The sequence below is a fragment of the Promicromonospora sp. NPDC023805 genome (assembly GCF_040639635.1).
Classification (GTDB): domain Bacteria; phylum Actinomycetota; class Actinomycetes; order Actinomycetales; family Cellulomonadaceae; genus Promicromonospora.
In genome coordinates this window covers 15,722-39,103 of record NZ_JBFAAH010000021.1, presented here as the reverse complement: position 1 = coordinate 39,103, position 23,382 = coordinate 15,722, and the positions used below count along the sequence as shown (strand labels likewise).

The window sequence follows — 23,382 nt, the reverse complement described above, 5'->3', positions numbered from 1 at the left end:
TCGGGTCCTGACCGGGTGTCGTCGTCGCAACGGCTCTGCGAAATCACCCCGAGTACCGTTGCAGGAATCAGTCGGACCGGCCACGCTCAGAGACCAGTCTGGCACTACATGCCTTGGAGGCGCGCCATGTCCGATCTGCCGGTACGAGTACGGGTTGGCGAACACACGGTGCTCGTGATGGCCGAAGCCATCGGAGATAGCGGCGCAAGACTAGAAGGCGAGAGCCCGGTCAGCGAGCGGACACCGCGCATGGAAGAAGCGATCGCCGCGGCTGCTTCTGCTGCAGAAGAAGCCGCGCGCGCCTTCCTTGCTGGAGGAATCGCGTCGGTCACCGTTGAGATTGGCATCGAGTTCGCCATCGAGAGTGGGAGCCTTATCGCGGTCATCGGAAAGGCTTCGTCGAAGTCATCGATTAAAGTAATCGCGAACTATGAGCGCCCTGCGGGTTGATTGGCTCAAATGAGCTCAACAATGACAGGCGAGGACCTTGTCCGGGGCGTAACTTATCTCGTGGAAGCGGTGTATCCCGACAGTGATGGTCGGGGAACCGCATTCGCAGTCACTCCGCGGCATCTTCTAACCGCTCGACACGTGGTTGAAGGTGCGGAAAGTATCACCATCGTTGGACCAGTGTCAGCCGATGGCGCGCCGATTCCACGACAGGTGAGCGTGCTCTGGAGTTCAGAGACCCACGGTTTGGACTGTGACGTTGCCATTCTCGAACTCGATGAAGGGTCAGACTTACCCCTGGTCCCATTGCTTGGATCACCTAACGTCGAATACCCGGAACTGTCGGGATTTGGCTTCTCCTCCGGAAAGTACACCGCTGGCGGGGACCCGTTTCTTGTTAGGGTCCTAGGCGGCGGGAAACTGTCAATTGCCGGACCGGAACTCTTTAAGCTAGAGGGTACCCCGATCCACTCCGGAGTGAGCGGAAGCCCGCTCTTTGACGCGGCGACCGGGTTCATATGTGGTGTCGTTGTCGTATCCGACCGAAATGGGGTTGCTCGGGCTTTTCCGACGGCCCATCTGTTCGAGAGGTACCTGTCTCCCAAACTCGCGAACGTGAACGCCTACCTGGCTGATAGAACGACTTTCGACGCGTGGGTGGGACATCTCGAGGATACACAGATTCGGACAGCGAGACTGCCGCGTGTCACTCGAGAACTGCGTCGTTTCATCTCTACGGTGGGTGCTCATGCCGCGCAAGACCGATCCGGCGTACTGGCGGAAGATGGCGAACTACCTCCGCTCGCCAACGTTTACGAAATTCCAACACTCGTCCGGCACGACACCGGAACGAAAGACGTGCGTTCTGCAACATTGTATGACCTGCTCAAATCCGATGAATCGTTTATTCTAGTCGCTGGACCAGGCGGCGGAAAATCTGCGGCTCTGAGAATGTGTTGCGTCGGAGCAGAGGTAGCAATGGGCATGCACGGCATTCCTCACATTGTTCCGGTACCTGTGCTGGCGTCGGATATCGACCCCAGCGAGCCAATCACATCTTCCTTATGGCGATCGCTCAATCGCATTCCATCGTTCTCGGAATCTAAATGGTCGGAAGATCTTTTCGACAACGCGCCAATCCCAGGTCACCGGTGGTGTCTCCTGGTGGACGGACTCGACGAAGTGGTCGACCGAAATAGGCGTGTAAGAATAGTGGCAAAATTGCACGAAGTACTACGGTCGCATAAGCAATTGCGAATCGTAATTGCGACACGGCCGCTGGCGCTAGCCGAGCATTCTGGGCTCGGTCGACTCGTTGGGCCTGTTTGGTTGCTAGAGCCGCTCACGCGACTCCAGCAAGTTGCGGTCGTCAGGAGATGGATTGGCGACGCCGGCGACGCCGGCGACGTTGATCGCCGTGTTGTCGGTATTCTCGCGCAGACCCCAGCAGACTTGCTGGGGAACCCACTTCTTCTCTCCATTGCTTGTCGTATCCGGGCGATCGATGCCTCAGCTGAAATCCCTGGCTCGCGATACGGGTTGCTGCAAGCCTATTGCGACGCGGTGCGGCGGGTGTTCTATCGGCCGGAAGGGCGGCCGCTGATCGACGAGGCGATTGAAGCGGCGGCTCCATTTGGTCCAAGAAGCAAGCTTGCTGCGCAGGAAGTCATCGAAGGGACGTACCATTACCTTGGTGGATCTGCGTTGTCATGGATCGAATCCGGTCGTGATCGGCCGATCGTGGAGATGCCGTCACCTCCTGCCGGCTCGGGAATGGGCAAAGCGGAGTGGGAAGATCTCTGTCGCAACATCTATCGGCGCAGTGGTCTAGTGCATCTCGAGGAGCATGAAGTATTATTCGTTCATCAGATAGTTGCTGAATTTGCCGCGGCCGACGAGTGCGCCCGGGACGAGGTTCGCGGTGCGCGGCTTCTGACGGTGCTTGTCGGTGAGACTCCTCCAATGGATATCTGGGCGAACCATTCGTTTATGCGGTTTGTTTCGTCACGATGGATCGAAGAAGATCGCTTTCTGGAGTATCTGAGTGTATCGATTGCTCGCGGCGACCAGCATGCCCTCGATTTAATAGCCGGCCTAGCTGCCGATCGAATCGCGGTGCCGCGTTCCCTGGTTCCCATTGTTTCCGCTGCGATGGCCATGTCTTTCGATGACCATACCGACCTTTTTGCCTTAGAGATGGCGATTGACGTACGAACGGCGATCGCGGACTTGCAACTAGTGCCGGATCTTTTAACTCTCAGCGAGTCGTCTGAGGCGCGGCCGGACGTTCGGATGCGCGCATATCTGGCTGCGGTGGGGCGCCACATGGGTTCAGCCAGCCCGAGCGACGGTGAGCTAGTCGGTTGGAGCGACGGTCTCAGGTTCGACCTGAGGAAATGGTTCTCGGGCACGGAGGAATGGATTCTGAACGGGGCGGTCAGCCTGGCACGCGACGACCGAATTGGGTACTTTGATCGGCTGGAACTAGTTGAAGCTCTTTCCTTTGTCGGCAACGAAGCCGCGTCAGAGTTAAGTGGAATTCTTGGCCAAAGTCGTATCGTTCCACTACTGCGTGCTGTTCGCAGCGGTCACCCAAACTCGGATGTCGCGTTGATCGAGCGTGCATTTCAGGTGGCTGAGAGGGCTCATCGAGGGCAGGCGAATAGGAACAGTGACTCGTACGTCACGCATCCGGTCGCTGTGGCCACGATCCTTGCGGATCTCGGTTTCGAGGGCACCACGATTGCTGGAGCGATGCTGCGCAATACGGTGGGGGAAGCCGACTATTCGCTTGATCTACTTCGTAACGACTTCGGTGACGATGTCGCGTTGCTTGTTGACGGTGTAGCCCAGTTGGACAAGGTCCAATACGGAGACAGTGCGCATGCTGACGAGGTTCGTAAGATGGTGGTCGCGATGGCGAAGGATATTAGGGTGCTCGTCATAAAGCTCGCGGATCGGCTGCACAACGCCCGAACCTGGTTGGGCGAACGGTCGAAGTCTGCGGAGCGGAGTGCGATCGAGACTCTTGAGATCTATGCCCCGTTGGCTCATCGACTCGGTATGGGCGTAGTGAAACGGGAGTTGGAGGAGCTGTCTTTCCAAGCGCTGTATCCCAAGGTATACGAAGAGATCGTCCACCTTGTGGCCGAGCGGACACCGGCACGTGACGAGGCTCTCAGAGAGGTCAATGATTGGATCGATTCCGACCTGCGTGCTTCAGGCATTGAGGCAGTTGTGACGGGGCGTCCGAATCATTACTACTCGATCTATCGGAAGATGGTCGTACGTGGTCATGACTTCGCAGAAACGTACGATTTGACTGCAACCCAAATCTTGGTTGACTCGGTAAGTGACTGCTATGCAGCTCTTGGCGTGATGCACGCTCGATGGAATCCGATCCCGGGTACATTCGAAGACAAGATCGCGATGCCTGAGTTCGGTATGTATCAGTCCTTGGAAACAACTGTGATTGGCCCAGGCGGAAGGCCGGTGGAGATCCAGATTCGTACGCACGACATGCGTCGCCGCGCTGAGTACGGCATCGGTGCTGGTCTGAGAAAGCATAAGGAGGAGGCGGATAGGCGTGCGGGGGCAATTGCGCTTGGAGGCGACTCGGAAGGCGAACCTGGTCAGCCGGAGATGGAGTGGCTGCGCCAGTTGGTCGATTGGCAGCGTGAGACGGCCGACCCGCTGGAGTTCTTAGATTTTCTCCGCTTTGAGATCAGCGGCGGCGAGGTCTACGTTTTCACGCCGAAGGGCGCGGCGATGGCGCTGCCCGCTGGCGCAACTCCGGTCGACTTTGCCTATGGTTTGGATGGTGACGTGGGCCGTCGAACCATGGGGGCGCGGGTAAATGGCCGCTTGGTGCCGCTGGATTCGCCTCTGGAAAGCGGCGACGTCGTCGACATTCTCACCTCGAAGTCAGAAGCCGCCGGGCCGAGCGCTGACTGGCTAGCGTTCGTGAAATCGCCAAGGGCGCGGAACAGGATCCGGCAGTGGTTCACGAAAGAGCGCCGCGAGGAGGCGATTGGCAAAGAGGCGATAGCCAAATCTATGCGGGACCAGGGTCTGCCAAGCCATCGAATTATATCGGACGAGACGCTTATAGAGGTCGCGAATGCGATGGGTTTTTCTGATGCTTCCGGACTTTATGCGGCGGTTGGCGAGGGGCGGATAGCTGTTGTCGATGCGGCACTTAACCTCATCGAGGCATCGACGGCACGTTTGAGGCTGGCGTCAAGCAGAGGGTCTATTTCGGGCGGTGTCGCGTCGCGGCGTGTGCGCGCGATCGACCCGGGCGTCGTACTTAAGCGCTCCGGTTCCTCAACTGTATGGATCAAACTCGCTAAATGCTGTGCCCCGCTACCGGGTGATGACATTGCTGGTTTCGTAACGCGTGGCCAGGGTATAAGCGTGCATCACACGGACTGCGTGAATTTGGTTAGGTTGGGTAGGCAGCCGGAGCGTACAGTCGAGGTGGAATGGACTGACACGGAAGGCAGCATTGTTTGGGTGCAGATTCACGTTGAGGCGCTGGACCGGACTGGGCTGCTCTCCGACATCGCGCAAGTCCTGGCAGACAATAGAGTGAATATAATATCGGCCTTTGGATCAGTTTCACAGGAGCGGCTGGTTACCTTGCGTTTCAGTCTTCAGTTGGCTGAGCTTGCGCAGTTGGGGAAGGCTTTCGTGGCAGTGCGGGCCGTCGACGGTGTTTTTGACTTGACGCGTTCATCGAGCGTCGAGGCAGAAGACCGCCGGCACTACCCGATCTGAACTAGGTCGACATTCGTCTGGATACCCGTGCCTCGCCCTCGGCATCCTGCAGTTGCTGCCTAGCACGTACGGCGTCCAGCCTCCGACCAGCCCTGCGGCGGCCAGGGCTGAGGACATGGGAGGCCAACTGCTCGGTTACGTCACCTACGCCAACCGGCGCGACGACGACTTCATTTCGTTCGCGGCCGCCACCGGGGCGGCGTACTGCCTGACACGACGGGAAGTTGAGTCAATCCTTCGGATCAGCCAGCACGAAGCTCCCAGGTGCCGCGTCCACCAACGGAACCGTCCGCTGAGCAGCATCGCTCACATGGATCCGCGGGTGCGCAGGGAGATCCGCCTCGTAGTACGTGCCCGGACCGTAGAACTGCCCATACCGAACCACGACCCCACCCGCGTCCAGCACGGCAGCCTCGTGCCAGGCCACGGCGTCGCCCCGCCCAGGCGATCGACTGCGCCAGCATCCGCGCCCCACCCGCAGCCAACGCCGCCGCGAGCAGATTGGCCGTCCCCTCGGTCCGCATCCGTGAATTCGCGGCGGCGCGCGCCGGGATGTCCGCGGCGTTGTCAGGCAGGTCTGTGAGTTGGTGCATCACCAGATCAGGCTGGGATTCGATGACGGCGGCGGTGAGCGCGTCGACGTCGTACACGTCCACGACGACCGGAGTGCCGCCGGCCTTCTCGATCATGCCCGCGCGCTCGGCCGAGCGTGTCGTCCCCGTGACGTCATGGCCGGCGGCAACGAGCAGAGGTAGGAGTCGGGACCCGATCACGCCGGTCGGTCCGGCAAGGAAGATGCGCACCGGACAACCCTAGGAGACGTGCCGGATCACGCGGCCGAGCCCGGCCAATTGCCCACGGACCGCGACCGTAGCGAACCCACCCGTGTAGAAGGCGTCGATCATCTAGAAGCGAGGCCCACCGCGACGACGAGGAGGGTGAGTGCGACCCCAATCCCGCTGAGAGCGGTGGCCCACACCACGCTGCTCTGACGGTTGCCGGACTGGAGCTCGAGGATCGAGACGGCCAGGCCAGCTATCGCAACCAACGGACCGAAGGGTGGGAGAAGAAGCATGGGGAGGGCCGCTATCCCGAGGCCGAGCGCCCAGCGCGCCCGGGTCTTGCTGCGGAGAGTGCTTGCCAAAGCAGGCTGGGGCCGCCGCGCCTTTGCGGGAGGTACAAAAGGAGTCTTGGGTGCACCCCATGTTGATCCGTCCCACCAGCGCTCCACACCGGGGTCGATCGGATCCGGGTACCACCCTGGACCAGCCGAGCCTGCGGAATTTGGGTGCGTCACTGAGTCTCCTGTGTGTCGTCTCGCAGCGCGACGTCGTTGCGCCTCCCCAATGAAAGCCGACCGCTGACGCGCGGTTGACCACATGGCGGGTGATCTTCATTGCGGCGTGTGATTCACCTGGCCAGCAGTTTTACGTAGCCTTGAAGCCTGTCCGTACGCGAGGAGGTCGCTGATGGCTGGTCTATGGGGTAGGAAGTCTCGCGCGAAGAGCTTGAAGCGAGGCACGTGGGGAAGCACGACAAAGGGCCGCAGCAAGAGCCTGTTCAAGAGGCTGTGGGGCGGCGGTAGCAGCACCAAGCGCCGCAAAGGCGGCGGCCTGTGGTGAACGCATAAAGCGAAGGGCCTGGACCGTCGAGATCGACGGTCTGGGCCCTTAGGGCATCACGACTCCAGATACCGAGCATCGCCTACCCGGTGTGAAGCCCAGCACAACCCCTTCCCGCGCCCGTGATTCCTGCCTGTCAGTGACCCGTGGAACCATGGCGTGCTGTGACCACCCCCGCAGATGATCAGCAGCTCCCGGACAGCACTGATACAGCGGTGCCGTCTGGCGCGTATGCCCCGTTCACCTATCTGAACACGCCCAACGCCGCCCTGTACCGGCGGGTCATGCGTGCTCTGGTGACAGAGAAGGAGCGGTTCACGGTCCACGTGCGCCCCGAGCAGGTGCACAGGGCGCTGCATGCGGACGGCGGCGAGCCCGTCACCGAGGACGCCGTGGCCGACGCGCTCGGGAGGCTGGCGAACCCGGTGTGGGGCAACCTGCTCGCTTTTCCGGACTCCAGCCGGGTCACCGCGCTGGAGGACTTCTACCGGCGGCGCATGCTGTATCAGCTGTCCCGTGAGGGGGAGGCCGCCGAGCGCGCGCTGGCGCAGTACGACACCGCGCTCGGCACCCGGGGTGCGCTCCAAGCCGTGGCGCTGGAGGACATCGTGGTGCTGCTGACCAGTTTGCGGGACGCCACGCGCGGGCGGGCCGACTTGGCGCCGGGGGCAGATGCCGCGACGACTCACCAGGCGATGCGCAGCCTGCGGGAGCGGTTCACAGAGCTCGCCGACAACGCCGTGGCGTTCATGGGGTCGATCCAGCGCACCATCGACCTGCACGACGCTGACGTCGAGGCCTTCCTGGCCTACAAGGAACAGCTGATCGAGTACCTGGAGCGGTTCATCGACGACCTGGTCACCCGGGGCGCCCGGATCGCGGCCCTGCTGAGCGAGATCCCGCCGGACGCCGTCCGGCTGCTCGTGACGGTGGCTGCCGAACGCGAGGCGCAGGACGCGGCGCCGGGTGAGGCGGAGAGCGCGGTGGTCACGGCCCAGGAGACCTGGCTACGGCAGTGGGCGGGCCTGGCCGACTGGTTCGTCAGCACGCCTGGTAGGGAGAGCGAGGCCAAGCTCCTGCGGTCCCGCGCCCGCGCTGCGATCCCTGCTCTCCTCGCCGTCGTGCGCGCCTTGCACGACCGCGCCGGCGGACGCACAGACCGAACCCAGGACTTCCTCACCCTGGCCCGGTGGTTCGCCGACCTGCCGGACGACGGCGCCCGCCATCGGCTGTGGCGTTCGGCGTTCGGGCTGTCGTCGGCGCGGCACCTGACGGTTACCGGGGAGACGGTGGAAGCCTGGGAGGAGGCGCGACTGGGCAACTCCGTGCCGTGGGCCGAGGCTCCGCCGCTGGAGATCAGCCCGCAGCTGCGCCGCACCGGGTCGTACGAGCGGCGCGGCAAGCCCAACCGCGTGCAGGACAGGCGCGAGGCCAAGGCGATCCTCGCCGCGCGCTCCCGGCACCAGGCGGAGCAGACGGCGGCTGCCCGACGTCACATCCTGACCTCTGGGCCGCGTCCTCTGTCAGCCTTCGGCGAGCTGGACCCGCAGGCCTTCAAGCTGTTCCTGGGGCTGCTCGGGGACGGCCTGGCCGCGATGGGTCCCGACGCGACCACGGCGCAGGTCCACACGTCCGACGGCGAGCTGACGGTGACGCTCACCCGGGTTCCAGAGGCGGGCGTCGCCGTGCTGCGGACGCCGGACGGCGAGTTCTCCGGACCGGACCACCTCGTGGACATCGCATCTTCGGTGGCCGGACCGGAGCAACCGCCGCCGGTCATCACGGACGACGCGCGCCAAGCCGTGGAGGTCCCGGTATGAGTCGAGTCGAGCTGGCCGGGCACATCTCCGGCGCCCTCGAACGGCACGACGCTGAGGGCCGTCGTCGCGCACTGCGAGCGCTGCTCGCGCGTCCCGTGCTGCGCTCGCCGGCCGACGGCGAGCTGTTCCGTCTCGCCCGGCGGCACGCCGACGAGCTGCGGCAGTGGTTCGACCGGGAGACCGGGTGGCGGTTGGTGGTCGAGCCGCAGACCATCCGGCTGCTGGTCTCGCACGTCCCGCAGGGGCCGACGGCGGTCTCCATCGCCGAGCGCCATCCGGCCCGGGCCCGCAGGGGTGACGCGCCGTTCACCCGCCGCCGATACGTGCTGTTCTGCCTCGCGTTGGCGGTCCTCGAACGGTCGGACCCGCAGATCTCCCTGGCCCGCCTGGCGGACTCGATAGTGCTGATCGCGAGGCAACCCGGCTTGGAGAGCGTGGAGTTCACCCTGGCCGGCCGGGAGGAGCGGTCTGACCTGGTCGCGGCGATCAGGCTGCTGCTCGGGTACGGGGTGCTGGCCAGGGTCGCCGGTGACGAGGAGTCCTATGTGGCCTCCGGCGGCGACGCGCTCTACGACGTCGACCGGCGGGTGCTGTCCACGATGCTGTCCACGGCCCACGCGCCGGGACTGGTGGCGGGCCGGCTTGGTGAGCACCCGGCGATCGCGGACATGGAGGTGGCACTGCACGAGCAGCCGCCCGCGTACACCGAGGAGGAGGCCAACGTCCGGCTGCGGCACCGGGTGTCGCGACGCCTGCTGCTGGACCCCGTCGTCTACTACTCCGAGCTCGACGAGGCGGAACGGTTCTACCTGACCCACCAGCGCGTGAACGTCACGGCCCGGCTCGCCGAGGCTACGGGCCTGATCCCAGAGCTTCGCGCAGAGGGCATTGCTCTGGTGGATCCCGATGACCAGCTCACCGACGTCCGGATGCCGGAGTCCGGCACCGACGGGCACGCCACGCTGCTGCTGGCCGAGAAGCTCGCGACGTCCGGTCCCACCACGGTCGCCGTGCTGCGCGGGCTCGTCCGCCGGCTGGCGCGGGAGCACGCCTCGTACTGGCGCAAGACCGCCCGGGAGCCCGGCGCGGAGAACGCTCTGGTTGACGCCGCGCTCGACCGTCTGGTCGGACTCGGCTTGGCCGCTGTGGTCGACGGCGGAGACCCGGCCGATGCCGTGGTGCATCCGCTGCCCGCCCTCGGAAGGTTCGCTGTCGCCGCCCCCACGATCCGTGAGAGGAAGACCCGATGACCACGACCACCACGCCGCCGGGGGACACGAACTGGCTGTATCCCGGGCCGATCACCGAGCCCGGAGCATTGCCGCGGGCGACGACCCGGCGCTGGCAGCCGCTCCGGCTCGGCCTTGTCGACTTCTTCTATTACGACGACGAGCAGTTCTGGTTCCACGACGGCCGGCTGCTGCTGCGTGGGAACAACGGCACCGGCAAGTCCAAGGTGCTGGCGCTCACGCTCCCGTTCCTGCTTGACGGGCGGATTGACGCCCACCGGGTGGAACCGGATGCGGACCCCAAGAAGAAGATGGAGTGGAACTTGCTGCTGGGCGGAGCCCATCCGCACAACGAGCGCACCGGGTACTCGTGGATCGAGTTCGGGCGGGTGGACGCCGATGGTGTTGAGCACTACTGCACTCTCGGTATCGGGCTCAAGGCGGCTACCGGCCGCGGGATCGTGAAGCGCTGGTACTTCGTCACGGAGCGCCGGATCGGCGACCTGCGGCTCATGGACCAGACGCGGACGGTTCTCAGTCAGGAGCGGCTGCGTGATGAGCTCGAGGGCACAGGTACAGGCCAGGTGTTCAGCACGCAGGAGCCCTACCGCCGCGCCGTGGACGAGGCGCTGTTCCGGCTCGGTGAGGAACGCTACGGCGCACTGGTGGACCTCCTGATCCAGCTGCGTCAGCCGCAGCTGTCCAAGAAGCCGGACGAGAAGGCGCTGTCCGCGGCGCTCACCGAGGCGCTGGCGCCGCTGGACCAGGCAGTGGTTTCCGACGTCGCGGAGTCGTTCCGGTCGCTGGAGGAGGAGCGCGACGGGATCGCCGCCCAGACCGCGACGCTGAGCGCCGCGAACCGGTTCCTCGACCAGTACCGCGGCTATGCCCGCGTGGCCGCTCGCCGGAGCACGACGACGGTGCGTCTGGCCAACAGCGACTACGAGCAGGTGGGTCGCGACCAGCGTGAGGTCGACGCGGCGCTGGAGGCCGCGGAGGCCGAGGTCGAGGCTCTCGCCGAGCAGCAGACCGCCGCGGAGGTGCGGCAGAACAAGCTTGAGGGTGACGAATCGGCGCTGCGTGCGAGCCCCGAGATGCGACAGGCCGAGCGGCTCGACCAGGAGAGCCGGGCCGCCGCCGACGCCGAAGCACGCGCTGAGAGCGCCCGCACCGAGATGGAGGCTGCACGCGGGCGGGCCCAGCGGGCGGACCGGGACGCGGAGGCAGCCGCGGGTGCGCAGGCAGTAGCAGAGCTCGAGGCGCAGGAGCGCGCCGAGCGCGCGAGCAGCCTGGCCGCGACAGTGGGTCTGGGCGCCGACCACGAGAGGCTCAGCGGGGACGAGGAGGCAGCGCGACGTGCGTTGGCTCGTCGCCAGGACCAGGTCACGCACGTGCGCGGCCTGGTGTCGGACGCCGGATCCGCCCGTCGCCGCGCCGACCGGGCGAGCGAGGCGGTGGACACCGCTGCCACGGTCGAGGCGACACGGCAGGAGGCCGCCGGCCAGGCAGGCGCCCACGTCGATGCCGGCGTCGAGCGCTACCGGGACGACGTCCGCACGTACCTGGGCGGCCTGTGGGCGATCGAGCTGACCACCGATCCGGACGAGCAGGCCGCCCTGGCCGAGGACTGGGCGCGAACCCTGGACGGCGAGCCGCCGACCAAGGGGGTAGTCGAGGGCGCCGCTTCGCGTCGGCTGACCGACCTGCAGCGGCGTAGGGCGCGGGCCGAGCACGAGGCGTCACGGCTGGCGGCGGAGCAGGTGGCGGTCGGGGAAAGGATCGCTGAGCTGGAGTCCGGGCAGGATCCTTCGCCGCCTGCGGCTCCCGGGCGCGATTCCGCCGCTCGCGCGGGCATTCCTGGCGCACCTCTGTGGCGGCTGACGGACTTCGCTCCCGGTGTGGCCGAGGGCGAGCACGCCGGGATCGAGGCTGCGCTGCAGTCCTCCGGGCTGCTGGACGCCTGGGTGTTCCCCGACGGCACGGTCGAGGCCGACGGCGACGTGGTGCTGAGTGGCGTCGGCGACGAAGGGATCGACCACGGCACGGTGGGGAACGAGACGTTGGCCGAGGTGCTCGTCCCCGCCGTCGGACCTGATGCGGATGTTCCCGCGGAGGCGGTGGCGGCTGTGCTGCGGCGGGTCGGGCTGGGCGCCGCATCCGGGGCATCGTTCTGGGTGGATCATGCCGGCCACTGGGGTGCCGGGCCCGCGCGAGGGTCCTGGGCCAAGGAGTCGGCTGCCTACATCGGTGCCGGCGCGCGTGACGCTCATCGCCGGGCGCTGCTCGCGCAGGCGCGGGCTGAGGCGGAGGACCTGGATCTGCGGGTCGGCAGTGCGCGGGCCGAGGCGCAGGACGCCATCGAGCAGGCGGAGCAGGTCATCGCGGAGCGGGAGGCGTACCCGACGTCCGCCGAACGTGTGCTGTTCGCCCTGCACGCGAAGGCGGCCGAAGCCACGCGAGAGCTGGAGATGGCCCGCACGACTCTCGCGGACGCACGGACCAAGTGGTCGCAGGTAGGCGGCGAGGCGCGAGACGCCGAGAGCGAGCTCGCCGACACCGCCGCCCAGCTGGGCCTGCACCCCACCGCGGAGGGCCTGGACGAGACGGTGGCGGCCTTGAGCGGGTATGCCGTGGCGCTGGCGGAGGTGCGTGCGTCGGCACGTGCGGCGGCGGGGCTGTCGCGCGCGTCCGATGACGCCGCCGAGCGAGCCACGGAGGCGCGGGCCGTTCTCGAGGGCCGTGAGCTCGCACTCAGGGGGCTGCGTGGCGATGCTGCGCGGCTGCGGGCGGCGGCGACCATGCTGCAGCAGACGGTCGGTGCGTCCGTGGCGGAGCTGCAGGAGCGGCTCGCGGCGATCGGCGTCGCGAAGAGCGACCTGGTTCGCGAGCTCAGGGCACTGGCGAAGGCCCAGCTGGCGGCTGCAACGCTCCTCGGCGGGCTGCGGGAGAAGAAGGGCGACCTCGCCGTCCGACGTGACGAGGCCGGCGCGGCGCGGACAGCGGCCATCGAGGCGCTGCGCGGCTTCGCCGGGACCGGCCTGCTCCGCGTCGCGCTCGCGAACCTGGACGTCCCCAGTCCATACGAGCCGGAGGCATGGAGTGTGAGTGCGGCGCTCGCGGTCGCGCGAGCCGCGGAGCAGGAGCTCGCGGCGATGGACGGGTCCGACGACGCCTGGAGCCGTGTGCAGCAGCACGTCTCCACCGCGTCGAACGAGCTGGCCGCCCAGATGAGCCGGCACGGGCACAACGCCTACGTGGAGCAGCACGGCGAGGTGCTGGTGGCTCGTGTGCGCTACCTGACCGATGACCTGGATGTGGACCAGCTGGCAGGGCGGCTCGAGGAGGACATCGCGGAGCGCGAACGTCTGCTCAGCGCCCGTGAGCGGGAGATTCTGGAGAACCACCTGGTCAACGAAGTCGCCGGGCACCTGCACGAGCTTCTGCTGACGGCGCAGGACCAGATCGATCGGATGAACCGCGAGCTGGCTGACCGCAAGACGTCCACCGGCATGCAGCTGCGCGTGACGTGGCTGGAGCGGGCCGACGGTCCCGCAGGGTTGGCTGCGGCGCGCGACCTGATGACGCGCGCGGATGCCACCTGGACCAAGGGGGACCGGGCCGCGATCGGGGAGTTCCTCCAGGCGCGGATCGCCGAGATCCGCGAGGCGGACCCGACGGCCGGATGGCAGGAGCACCTCGAACGCGCGCTCGACTACCGCCAGTGGCACACCTTCGGTGTGGAGCGAAAGCAGAACGGACAGTGGCGGTCGGCGTCGGGCCCGGCGTCGGGTGGCGAGCGGGTGCTGGCAATGTCCGTCCCGCTGTTCGCCGCTGCGTCCTCGCACTACAACTCCGCGAGCGAGCACTCGCCGCGGCTCATCCTTCTCGACGAGGCATTCGCAGGTGTGGACGACGACTCCCGCGCCAAGTCGCTCGGTCTGCTGGCCACGTTCGACCTCGACGTCGTCATGACGAGCGAACGGGAGTGGGGCTGCTACCCGCAGGTTCCCGGCCTGTCCATCGCCCAGCTGTCCCGGATCGAGGGGGTGGACGCCGTGGGCGTGACCCGGTGGCGCTGGGACGGCAGGGTTCGCGACCGGCAGCAGGATGTCGGCACCGGTGCGCTGGCCGCGGCTCCCAGCGGGACGGCCACGGTCGACGGTGAGGACGCCGCGCCGGGTCTGTTCGACGCATGACGGTCGAGCACGAAGGTGATGGCAGCCGGAGGGCGATCGGGGCGTTGCTCGGTGACCCCGGCGCCGCGTGGATCGTGGACCGCGTTCGACGACGGCTGGAGTCCGATGCGACCGGTGAAGGGCTGCCCCTGCTGTCGGGCGTCGTGCGGTTGGCGGGTCCGACGGCCGAGGAGCGGGCTGCAGCCGTGCGGCTGGTCGGGCGCCCGCGCAAGGTCGGTGCGGGGCTGAGCGTCGACCTCGCTGTGGTGGAACAGATCCTTCGGCGCGGCCCGTGGCCAGCGGGTCTTGCCGACGCGGTCGTGACGCTCACGGGGCCCTTGGCCGACCGTCGTGGTGATGTCGCCCGAGCGGCGGAAGCCTGGCGGCGGGCTGAAGCAGAGCTGGAGCCGGTCGTCCGAAGGTTCGACGGGCTCAGCGCGTGGTGGCGGGACTGGTGCGCGGCTGGGGGACTCAAGCGAGCCGCGCGGGCTGAGGTGGCGCGACGGACAGGGCAGCCAGGCGGCTCGCGCGAGGGTCTCGCGGACGCCCCGATGGTGGCCGCAGACCTCGTCAGGTCTGTTCGCGCTGTCCTGGAGTCTCTCCCCGCCTCGGGTGAGCCGATAGCGGTCCTGGCACGGCGGACGCTCGGCGAGGCCCATGGCCTGGACAGCAGCCGCGCCCTGGGCCGCATGACGGTCGCCGTGGTGGACGCTGCCTTCGGCACCGACGAGCCCCCCGACCAGGTAGCGGGAGAGGCTTCCGCGCGGGTCGCGTGGGCCCGTGCGGGGGTCGTCCTGTCGAACGTCGCCTCCACCGTCCTCTGCCTGGGGGTGCCCGGGGCGACCGACGTTTCGGCCGCAGGTCTGGCCGGCACTGCCACGGGCCAGGTGCTGGAACAGACGCGCGCCGCCCGCATGCCCGTCGTGCTGACCCTGGACCAGGTCCGGTCCGGAGGTGTTGGCGTCCTAGCGTCCGACATGACCGTGCACGTGTGCGAGAACCCGACGGTCGTCGAGGTGGTCGCCACGCGCTGGTCGGCAGCCGAGACAGCGGGGCAGCGACGCGAGCTCGTGCTGGTGTGTACGTGGGGCCAGCCGAGCACCGCCGTCGTCGAGCTGCTGGGCATCATCGCGCGTGATGGTGCCCAGGTCCGCTATCACGGGGACTTCGACTGGGCTGGGCTGCGCATCGCCGAAGGGCTGCGGCGCCGGGTGGCGTGGGTGCCGTGGCGGTATTCGGCGGCCGACTACCGGGCTGCGGTGCACGGCGACGGGCCATCGCTCGCGCTCACTGGGGTTCCTGCGGCGTCGCCGTGGGACGAGGAACTCAGTGCGGCGATGTTGGAAACAGGGCATGCCGTCGAGGAGGAAGCGGTGGTCGACCTGCTGTCCGGCGACCTGACAGGGCTCGGGTAACCGCCCGCCGAGCTCACGACTCCAGGTACCGCAAGATCGCCTGCACCCGCCGGTTGTACCCGTCCTCGGCCAGCAGCCCCAGCTTGTCGAAGATCGCGTTCGAGTGCTTCTCCACCGCCGACGTCGACACGTACAGCGCCGCAGCGATCCCTGCGTTCGTCCGCCCCTCGGCCATCAGCCCCAGTACCTCCCGCTCCCGCTCGGTCAGCACCCCGAGCGGGTGCGACGTGTCCCGGAACAGCTGCCGCACCACGTCCGGATCCAGCACCAGCCCGCCGCCAAACACCCGGTCCAGCGCGTCGAGAAAGTCGTCGACGCCCATCACCCGGTCCTTGAGCAGGTACCCGACGGCGCGCGCGTCGTCCCCGAGCAGCACCTGCGTGAACTCCCGCTCGACGTACTGCGACAGCACGAGGATCCCCACCTCCGGCCAGCGCGCCCGGATCTGCACCGCTGCCCGGACGCCCTCGTCGGTGTGCGTGGGCGGCATACGCACGTCCAGCACAACGACGTCGGGGCGCTCGGCCTCCAGCCGCTTCATCAACCCCTCGGCGGAGCCGTACGCCGCGACGACGTCGTGCCCCTCGTCCGTCAGGAGGCTGCGGATGCCCTCGCGGAGCAGGGTGGAGTCCTCGGCCAGCATCACTCGCACGGGAGGGTCACCTCGATCTTGGTCGGGCCGCCGAGCGGGCTGTCGACGGTGAGGGTGCCGCCGGCCGTGGCTACTCGGCCGGCTAGGCCGGCCAGGCCATGGCCGGGATGGGGGAGGGCGCCGCCCGTGCCGTTGTCGGTCATGGTGACGTGGACTTTGGCGGTATCGGGGTCTCGACAAGCTCGACCAACGGTGGCCGGGTCGGATGCGGGAGCTCGACCAACGTGGACCCGCACCTCCGACCGGCTGGCACCCGAGTGCTTGGCTACGTTTGTCAGAGCCTCCGACACCACGTAGTAGATCGTCGTCTCCACATCCGGCGGGAGCCGCTCTGGGGAGGCCCAGTCCAGCACCGTCGACGGCTCAGCACGCGACACCAGCTCCGCCAGCACCGGCGCCAGCCCGTGCGTGTCCAACGTCGTCGGCCGCACCCGCCACGCGACATCCCGCAGGTCCGTCACCAGCAGCTCAGCCTCCCGCGCAGCCTGCTCCAACAAAAGAGAACCAGACGAAGCCCCAACAGCCCGCCGCGCCCGATTCACCAGCAACCCCAGCGCCACCGCCCGCTGCTGCACCCCGTCGTGCAGATCCCGCTCGATCCGCCCCCGCTCCGCGTCCAGCGCGGCGAGCAGATCAGCCCGGCTCACCGTCAGCGACTCGACCTGCGCCGCCAGCCGCTCGCTGCGACTCGGCGCCAGCCACCGCGCGGCCGCCGACCGGTCCAGCAGCGCCACCCCGATGAGCCCCATCAGGTCCAGGTACAGCAGGATCGCGCCGACCGGGATCATCCCGAGCACACCGGCCGTCGACAGCCCGTCGCCCTGGAACGCCTCGTCGACCGTGAGCCGCACGTCGAACAGCCACGACGCCAGCCCCGCGACCACCGCGAACATCCCGTACGCAAGCAGCCCGAGCACCAGTGTGCCCACCAGCCCCACACCCACGCGCCAAAAAAGATACCGAGCGGCCCGGGGAGAGGTGAGCACAACCCCGTCGTCCGCCCACCCGAGAAAGCGCACGGTACGACGGCGGTGCCAGGCGACCAGCGACCGAACCGGCCCGAACGGCGTCGGGCGTCGCAGCAGCGAGACCACGGAAAAGACCAGGTCCACAGGCCACGTGACCGCGCCGAGGGTCGCGCCCCACAGCATGCGGGCAGGGGTGCTGCGCCAGACGGCGGGGGCGGGGTCCACCTCGCCAGGATAGGGACGCCGCAGGACGCGCGGACTGCGGAAAACCACACCCCACCTGCGGCATATCCGCACGAGCCGACGGTGAACCGCAGTCAACCGACCCCCTCGTCGTCAAATAGCGTAGGGGCCATGACGACACAAAGCTTCGCCACGACCGTCGCCGACTGGGCCGTCGGGCTCATGGAGACCCTCGGCGCACCCGGCGCTGGCGTAGCAATCGCCCTCGAGAACCTGTTCCCGCCCCTGCCGAGCGAGGTGATCCTGCCGCTGGCAGGCTTCACCGCCGCGCAGGGCACCCTCGTCCTGTGGCACGTGCTCATCTGGACGACGGCGGGCTCCGTGGTCGGCGCCGTCCTCCTGTACAGCCTGGGGGCGTGGCTGGGCCGCGACCGCCTGCGCGCCATCGTCGACCGCATGCCGCTCGTGTCGCTGGAGGACGTCGACAAGGCCGAGGCCTGGTTCACCCGGCACGGCGACAAGGCGGTGCTCATCGGCCGGCTCATCCCGATCGTGCGCAGCCTGATCTCCATCCCCGCGGGCGTGGAGCGCATGTCCATCTGGCGGTTCCTGGCCTTCACGACGCTGGGCTCCGGCGTCTGGAACACCCTGCTGGTCGGCGCCGGCTACATGCTGGGGGACCAGTGGCACATCGTCGAGCAGAGCGTCGGCGTGTTCCAGAAGGTAGTCATCGTCGCAGTGGTCCTGCTGGTCGTGTGGTGGCTGGTCAAGACGCTGCGCGGTCGCCAGGACCAGGACTCGCCCCGGCACGTGCGGAAGCGCTGAGCGTCTCCAGGCCCTCGGCGATCATCCGCAGCGCCTCCTCGAAGTCACCGCTCTGCGCGGGCTGCGCGCTCGCGGTCTCCGGGTCCAGCGACTCGGCCGCGGGCAGCAGCCCGAACGAGTCCGCGCTCAGCCGCTGCTGCTCGTGGAACGTGTACCCGACAACGAAGTGCATCACGGCCTCCGCGGCGACCCGCGACAACGAGTCCGGGACGCCGTCGCGGCGCGTGACCGCCAGCAGCTGCGGGCGGACCGGCGAGTCGACGAGCCCGAGCGCCAGCGAGCTCGACACCAGCTCGGCGGCGTCGCGGTAGGCGAGCAGGCACTCGCGCAGCCGTGCGCCCAGCCCGCGGACGGCCTCGGACACCGTCATGTCCTCGACCCGCACGTCCGCCATCGGCCCGAGGATCCGCGCGCTGACCGAGGCCAGCAGCGCCTGCTTGTTCGGGAAGTGCCAGTACAGCGCACTCGCCCGCACCTCGAGCGCCGTGGCGATATTGCGCATCGTCAGGTCGGGCAGCCCGTACTCGTCCAGGAGGCGGAGGGCCATGTCCGACACGTCGTCACGGCTGTGTCTTGGTGATCCGCTCATCGCCACAGTATGGTGCAGAACGCCGTTCAGGTGAACACTGTTCAGGATCATGTTCAGGATGAAGCGAGGACTCAAGTGCGAGACGACAACGGAACACCGCGCAGAGCGTTCGAGGCGAGCGACCTCGCCCGCGTCGCGGTCTTCGCCGCCCTCATCGCGGCCCTCGGCCTGCCGGGCAGCTTCAGCGTCTTCGGCGGCGTGCCGATCACCGCGCAGACCTTCGGCGTGATGCTCGCCGGCGCGATCCTCGGGCCGCGGCTCGGGGCGCTCGCGGTCCTCGCCCTGCTCACGCTCACCGCGGCCGGACTCCCGCTCCTGGCCGGCGGACGCGGCGGCATCAGCGTCTTCGTCGGGCCCTCCGCCGGGTACCTGATCGGCTGGATCGCGGGGGCGTTCGTCGTCGGCCTGATCGTGCACTCCTCCGCCCGCAAGCCCACGGTCTGGCGGACGGCGCTCGCGATGGTCGTCGGCGGCATCCTCGTGATCTACGCCTTCGGCCTTCCCGTCCAGAGCCTGGTCACCCGGCTGTCGCTTCCGCAGACGGCGGTGGCGAGCCTCGTGTTCGTCCCCGGCGACCTGGCGAAGGCCGTGCTGGCGACGGTCACCGTCTCCACGCTCCTGCGTGCCTACCCCCGCGCGTTCCGGCGGAACTGGCGCTCGGTAGTGGGCCGGGGAGTCGAGAGCCGGGGAGCCGAGAGCCGGGAAGCCGACGACCGGACACCGCCGGCCCCATGACTCCGCGCATAGTCGTGCTGGACGGCGCCACGCACGGGCTGGTCGACCGCCTCCGTGCGGTGCGCGCGGCCGGCGATGTCCCGCTCGCCGACGACGTCCGCCGGCCCGCGGCGCAACGGGAGGCCATAGACGCTCTCGTGCGGGACACACGGCCGCCGGCCGACGCCGCCTGGGCGACGCTCACCTCCGGGAGCAGCGGCACGCCGCGCATAGTGCTGCGCACCGCCGCGTCCTGGGCAGAGTCGTTCAGCGCCGTCTCTGCGCTCCTCGACGACCCCGGCGTGCCGGACGCCGAACGCGTGGTCGCCCTGCCCGCGCCGCCGTCGTCCTCGCTCACGCTGTTCTCCCTGGCGCACGCGCTGGACGGCGGTCCGCGTCCGGTGTTCCCGGGGCAGGACGGGGCGCACGACGGCGGCCTCGCCGAGGCCACCTCGTTCCATGGCACACCTCAGGCGCTGCGCGCCCTGCTCGACGGCGGAAAGATCCCGCGCGTGCGGACCGCCCTCGTCGGCGGCTCCCACCTGGACGAGAACCTGCGGGCGGACGCCGAGTCCCGGGGCATCCGCGTGATCGCCTACTACGGTGCGGCGGAGCTCTCGTTCGTCGCGGTCGACGACGGCTCCGGCCTGCGCCCCTTTCCCGGAGTGGACATCGACGTGCGCGACGGCGAGCTGTGGGTGCGGTCCCCGTACGTGGCCCTCGGGTACTTCGGGGCCGGCGGTCCGCTGCGGACCGACGGGGACTGGGCGACGGTCGGTGATCTCGCGGAGCTCGATACTGGGCTCGATTCCGTGGCCGACTCCGTGCCCGATCCAGGGAACGCGAACGTGGACGGCACCCGGACGCGCACGCTCAGGCTCCGCGGCCGCGCCGACGGCGCCATCATCACCGCCTCGGCGACAGTGATCCCCGAGGAGGTCGAGGCCGAGCTCCGCCGGCTTCCCGCCATCGCGGACGCCGTCGTCTTCGGACTTCCCGCGGGAAACGTCGGAGCCCTCGTCGCCGCGGTGGTAGAACCGGCCCCCGGTGCCCCCACGATCACCGCGGGCGCGCTGCGCAGCACCACGTCGCTCCGCCTGGGCCCGGCCCACCGGCCACGGGTCTGGTTCACCGGCGAGCTGCCGCGCAACGCGTCGGGCAAGCCGGCTCGCGCCGAGATCGTCCGCCGGGCGCTCGCCGGGGAGGTGACCCGGGTTGCCGGATGAAGCGGTGGTCATCGCCGCCCGCCGGACGCCGATCGGCACCCGCGGGCGGGCCCTCGCGTCCCTGAACGTCGAACAGCTCGCCGCACCCGTCCTACGCGCCGTGCTCGCCGACGCGGAGGCCGCGGTCGGACGTCGGCTCACCGTCGCCGACGTCGTGCTCGGCAACTGCATGGGCCCCGGCGGCAACCCGGCCCGCGTCGCCGCGCTGGCCGCGGGGCTGGGGGTCGAGGTACCCGGCGCGACAGTGGACCGGCAGTGCGGCAGCGGCCTCGCCGCGGTGCTCGACGCCGCGACGGCGATCCGGGCCGGGGACGACCGGCCCCGGATCGCGGGCGGCGTCGAGAGCCCGTCGACCGCCCCGGTCCGGTCGCTCGACGGCGTGCCCTACGACCGCGCCCCGTTCGCCCCGCAGGGGTGGCCGGACCCGGACATGGTGCGGGCCGCCGAGGACCTCGCCGCAGCCGACGGCATCAGCAGGGAACGGCAGGACGCCCACGCCGCACGCAGCCACCAGCGGGCGCGGGCCGCCCGCGACGCGGGGCGTTTCGCGGCCGAGTTCGTCCCGGTCGCGGGACTGACGGCCGATGACTCCATCGGCGTCGCCGAGCCGCTGCTGCCCCGACTGCCCCTCCTGTTCGAGGGCGGCACCCTCACCGCGGGGACGGCCACGCGGATCAGCGACGGGGCCGCGGCGGTCGCGATAGTGCCCCGCCGGCTCGCGGGCCGCGCCCCGGGCCTTGTGCTGCGGGGGCATGCGGTGGTCGGCTGCGACCCCGCGCTGCCCGGCGTCGGGGCCGCGCCGGCCGTGCGCGCAGCCCTCGACACCGCCGGAGCCAACCTCAGCGACGTCGCGGCCTTCGAGATCGTCGAGGCGTTCGCCGCCCAGTCCCTGGCGGTGCTCGACCGCCTCGGCCTCGACGACGACGATCCGCGCGTATGCGCCGACGGCGGAGCCCTGGCCCTGGGTCATCCGTGGGGCGCGAGCGGCGCGATCAGCGTGGTGCGGCTGTTCGGGCGGCTCGTCCGCGCGGGCGCCCCCGCCGGGACGCTCGGCGTCGCGGCGGCGTCGGTAGGCGGCGGGCTGGGCGTCGCGGCGGTCTTCGAGGTGATCCGATGAGCGGTATCGAGCTCCAGGGTGCTGGCGTGCGCCTGGGCGACACGGAGGTGCTGCGCGACGTCACGCTGTCGCTGGACGCGCGGACGATCGCCGTCATCGGCGAGAACGGTTCCGGCAAGTCGACGCTCGGGCGGCTGCTCAGCGGCCTGGTCCCTGCCACCGCCGGCACGGTGCGTGTCCTCGGCCTGGACCCGGTGCGCCAGGCCGCTGAGCTGCGCCGCCGCGTCGCGGTGATCTTCAGCAACCCGGACGCGCAGATCATCATGCCCACCGTGGCGGAGGACGTCGGATTCTCGCTGCGCACCGAGAAGCTGCCGCGCGCGGAGAAGGCAGAACGGGTCACCGCCGCGCTCGAGGAGTTCGGGCTGGCCGATCTCGCGGACCGGTCGTCGCACGACCTGTCCGGCGGCCAGAAGCAGCTGCTCGCCCTGTGCGGGGCGTTCGTCCGGCGTCCGGACCTGGTGGTCGCCGACGAGCCCACCGCCTACCTGGACGCGCGCAACGCCCGCCGGGTCGCCGACCACCTGCTCGCGGACGCGTCCCACTCGGGTACCTCGCACCGACTGGTGCTGGTCACGCACGACCTGGGGCTCGCGGAGCGCTGCGACACTGCGGTGCTGATCCAGGACGGGACAGTGGCCGAGGTCGGAGCGCCCGCGCAGGTGATCGCCACGTACGAGGCGGGCATCCGGTGGTGACGACATGGTGACCTTGTACCGCCCCGGGAACGGCCCATGGCACCGGCTCCGAGCGGGTCCGAAGACCGCCCTGCTCCTGCTGATAGTGCTCGGCATCTGCCTGCTGCCGGTCACCTGGTGGGCCGCCGCGGTCATGGCCGGCGTCTGCCTCGCGTGCTACGTGGTACCGGGCGCTGGGCTGCGTGAGCTCGGCCGCCAGCTCGTCACGATCCGCTGGGTGATCGGCCTGACCCTCGTCGGCCAGCTGATCTTCCTCGGCCCGGAGAGCGCCGCGGCGAACACGACGCGGGTCGCCGTCGCCTGCGCGCTCGCCGCGCTGCTCGCCCTGACCACCCCCGCGACCGAGCTGCTGGAGACCATCGAGCGGGCGATGCAGCCGCTGGCGTTGCTACGCATCGACCCGCGGCGCGCGGCGCTGACGCTGTCCGTGACCCTGAGCACGCTGCCGGTGCTCGCCGGCCTGGCCCGGGACGTGCGCGAGGCGCAGCGCGCCCGCGGCGGCGGGCGGAGCCTCCGGCACTTCGCCATGCCGTTCCTCGTCATGGCGCTCAAGCACGCGGACGAGCTCGGCGACGCCCTCGCCGCACGAGGCGTGCGATGAGGCCGGAGGTGCTCGGCCCCACGGTCGACGAGCAGACCCGGTGCATCCACTACCGGACACCGCTGGACATCGTCGCCATCCGGTTCGCCTGCTGCGGCCGGTACTACCCGTGCCACCTGTGCCACGACCAGACCGCCGACCACCCGTCGCGGCCCTGGCCGGCCGGTGCGGGGGACCGGCGGGCGGTGCTCTGCGGAGCGTGCTGGACGGAGCTGACCGTCACGGAGTACGTGGGCGCCGGGAGCTGCCCGGCCTGCGCTGCCCCGTTCAACCCCGGGTGTGCCCGCCATCATTCAATCTACTTCGGTTAGTGGCGCCG

General features: G+C 68.9%; 18 protein-coding genes and 1 pseudogene. 14 read left to right on the top strand and 5 right to left on the bottom strand.

What is annotated here, in order from left to right; translation table 11 throughout:
* Positions 1–126 precede the first annotated feature (126 nt).
* The 3 genes and pseudogenes from AB0F70_RS19565 to AB0F70_RS19555 all read left to right on the top strand — a co-directional run bounded on the left by AB0F70_RS19565 (position 127) and on the right by AB0F70_RS19555 (position 5,229).
* Complete coding sequence (locus tag AB0F70_RS19565; protein ID WP_357451881.1) at positions 127–450, top strand: CU044_2847 family protein; 324 nt, start codon at positions 127–129, stop codon at positions 448–450.
* Positions 451–459: 9 nt separating this feature from the next.
* Positions 460–966 (top strand): annotated as a pseudogene (locus AB0F70_RS19560) (serine protease); the annotation flags it as partial.
* A 99-nt stretch (positions 967–1,065) separates the two neighbouring features.
* A complete protein-coding gene (locus tag AB0F70_RS19555) occupies positions 1,066–5,229 on the top strand; it encodes a bifunctional (p)ppGpp synthetase/guanosine-3',5'-bis(diphosphate) 3'-pyrophosphohydrolase (RefSeq protein WP_357452100.1) in 4,164 nt (1,387 codons plus the stop codon).
* Positions 5,230–5,471: 242 nt separating this feature from the next.
* Here AB0F70_RS19555 and AB0F70_RS19550 read toward each other — a convergent pair whose 3' ends face one another.
* Together AB0F70_RS19550 and AB0F70_RS19545 are read right to left on the bottom strand one after the other, a co-directional pair.
* Positions 5,472–6,002 carry an NAD(P)H-binding protein gene (locus AB0F70_RS19550; protein ID WP_357452097.1) on the bottom strand — a complete coding sequence of 177 codons (531 nt, stop codon included), beginning with the start codon at positions 6,000–6,002 and terminating at the stop codon, positions 5,472–5,474.
* Positions 6,003–6,130: 128 nt separating this feature from the next.
* The gene (locus AB0F70_RS19545) at positions 6,131–6,610 is read right to left on the bottom strand and encodes a DUF2510 domain-containing protein (protein WP_357451878.1); all 480 of its coding nucleotides are present in this window, start codon (positions 6,608–6,610) and stop codon (positions 6,131–6,133) included.
* A 405-nt stretch (positions 6,611–7,015) separates the two neighbouring features.
* Here AB0F70_RS19545 and AB0F70_RS19540 point away from each other — a divergent pair, with 405 nt between their 5' ends.
* From AB0F70_RS19540 to AB0F70_RS19525, 4 genes are read left to right on the top strand one after another with little or no spacing between them, the layout of a single operon-like run.
* Positions 7,016–8,671, top strand: coding sequence for a TIGR02677 family protein (locus AB0F70_RS19540; protein WP_357451875.1), 1,656 nt, complete (start codon positions 7,016–7,018; stop codon positions 8,669–8,671).
* Entirely contained in the window at positions 8,668–9,921 is a 1,254-nt protein-coding gene (locus AB0F70_RS19535) for a TIGR02678 family protein (RefSeq protein WP_357451872.1), read from the top strand. The genes AB0F70_RS19540 and AB0F70_RS19535 overlap by 4 nt, the downstream gene beginning before the upstream one ends.
* Positions 9,918–14,096, top strand: a complete 4,179-nt coding sequence (locus AB0F70_RS19530) for a TIGR02680 family protein (RefSeq protein ID WP_357451869.1) — start codon at positions 9,918–9,920, stop codon at positions 14,094–14,096. Before AB0F70_RS19535 ends, AB0F70_RS19530 begins: the two co-directional genes overlap by 4 nt.
* A complete protein-coding gene (locus AB0F70_RS19525) occupies positions 14,093–15,490 on the top strand; it encodes a TIGR02679 family protein (RefSeq protein WP_357451866.1) in 1,398 nt (465 codons plus the stop codon). Before AB0F70_RS19530 ends, AB0F70_RS19525 begins: the two co-directional genes overlap by 4 nt.
* A 13-nt stretch (positions 15,491–15,503) precedes the next feature.
* Here AB0F70_RS19525 and AB0F70_RS19520 read toward each other — a convergent pair whose 3' ends face one another.
* A complete protein-coding gene (locus AB0F70_RS19520; RefSeq protein WP_357451863.1) occupies positions 15,504–16,142 on the bottom strand; it encodes a response regulator transcription factor in 639 nt (212 codons plus the stop codon).
* Complete coding sequence (locus AB0F70_RS19515; RefSeq protein ID WP_357451860.1) at positions 16,133–17,335, bottom strand: histidine kinase; 1,203 nt, start codon at positions 17,333–17,335, stop codon at positions 16,133–16,135. Before AB0F70_RS19515 ends, AB0F70_RS19520 begins: the two co-directional genes overlap by 10 nt.
* Before the next feature lie 129 nt (positions 17,336–17,464).
* Between AB0F70_RS19515 and AB0F70_RS19510 the strand changes: the two genes are divergently transcribed.
* On the top strand, positions 17,465–18,118 hold the full coding sequence (locus tag AB0F70_RS19510) for a DedA family protein (RefSeq protein ID WP_357451857.1): 654 nt from the start codon (positions 17,465–17,467) through the stop codon (positions 18,116–18,118).
* Here AB0F70_RS19510 and AB0F70_RS19505 read toward each other — a convergent pair.
* Positions 18,060–18,707 carry a TetR family transcriptional regulator gene (locus AB0F70_RS19505; protein ID WP_357451854.1) on the bottom strand — a complete coding sequence of 216 codons (648 nt, stop codon included), beginning with the start codon at positions 18,705–18,707 and terminating at the stop codon, positions 18,060–18,062. The two genes, AB0F70_RS19510 and AB0F70_RS19505, sit on opposite strands and share 59 nt — an antisense overlap.
* A 75-nt stretch (positions 18,708–18,782) precedes the next feature.
* Here AB0F70_RS19505 and AB0F70_RS19500 point away from each other — a divergent pair, with 75 nt between their 5' ends.
* The 6 genes from AB0F70_RS19500 to AB0F70_RS19475 are packed head-to-tail and all read left to right on the top strand — an operon-like array spanning position 18,783 to position 23,374.
* Positions 18,783–19,442, top strand: a complete 660-nt coding sequence (locus AB0F70_RS19500; RefSeq protein ID WP_357451851.1) for a biotin transporter BioY — start codon at positions 18,783–18,785, stop codon at positions 19,440–19,442.
* Positions 19,439–20,647: a class I adenylate-forming enzyme family protein gene (locus AB0F70_RS19495; protein ID WP_357451848.1), complete on the top strand. Its 1,209-nt coding sequence runs from the start codon at positions 19,439–19,441 to the stop codon at positions 20,645–20,647. The genes AB0F70_RS19500 and AB0F70_RS19495 overlap by 4 nt, the downstream gene beginning before the upstream one ends.
* Positions 20,637–21,764: a thiolase family protein gene (locus tag AB0F70_RS19490; protein ID WP_357451845.1), complete on the top strand. Its 1,128-nt coding sequence runs from the start codon at positions 20,637–20,639 to the stop codon at positions 21,762–21,764. Before AB0F70_RS19495 ends, AB0F70_RS19490 begins: the two co-directional genes overlap by 11 nt.
* Positions 21,761–22,462, top strand: coding sequence for an ABC transporter ATP-binding protein (locus AB0F70_RS19485; protein ID WP_357451842.1), 702 nt, complete (start codon positions 21,761–21,763; stop codon positions 22,460–22,462). Before AB0F70_RS19490 ends, AB0F70_RS19485 begins: the two co-directional genes overlap by 4 nt.
* Positions 22,463–22,466: 4 nt before the next feature.
* On the top strand, positions 22,467–23,063 hold the full coding sequence (locus tag AB0F70_RS19480) for an energy-coupling factor transporter transmembrane protein EcfT (RefSeq protein ID WP_357451839.1): 597 nt from the start codon (positions 22,467–22,469) through the stop codon (positions 23,061–23,063).
* Positions 23,060–23,374: a CHY zinc finger protein gene (locus tag AB0F70_RS19475; RefSeq protein WP_357451836.1), complete on the top strand. Its 315-nt coding sequence runs from the start codon at positions 23,060–23,062 to the stop codon at positions 23,372–23,374. Before AB0F70_RS19480 ends, AB0F70_RS19475 begins: the two co-directional genes overlap by 4 nt.
* Positions 23,375–23,382 lie beyond the last annotated feature (8 nt).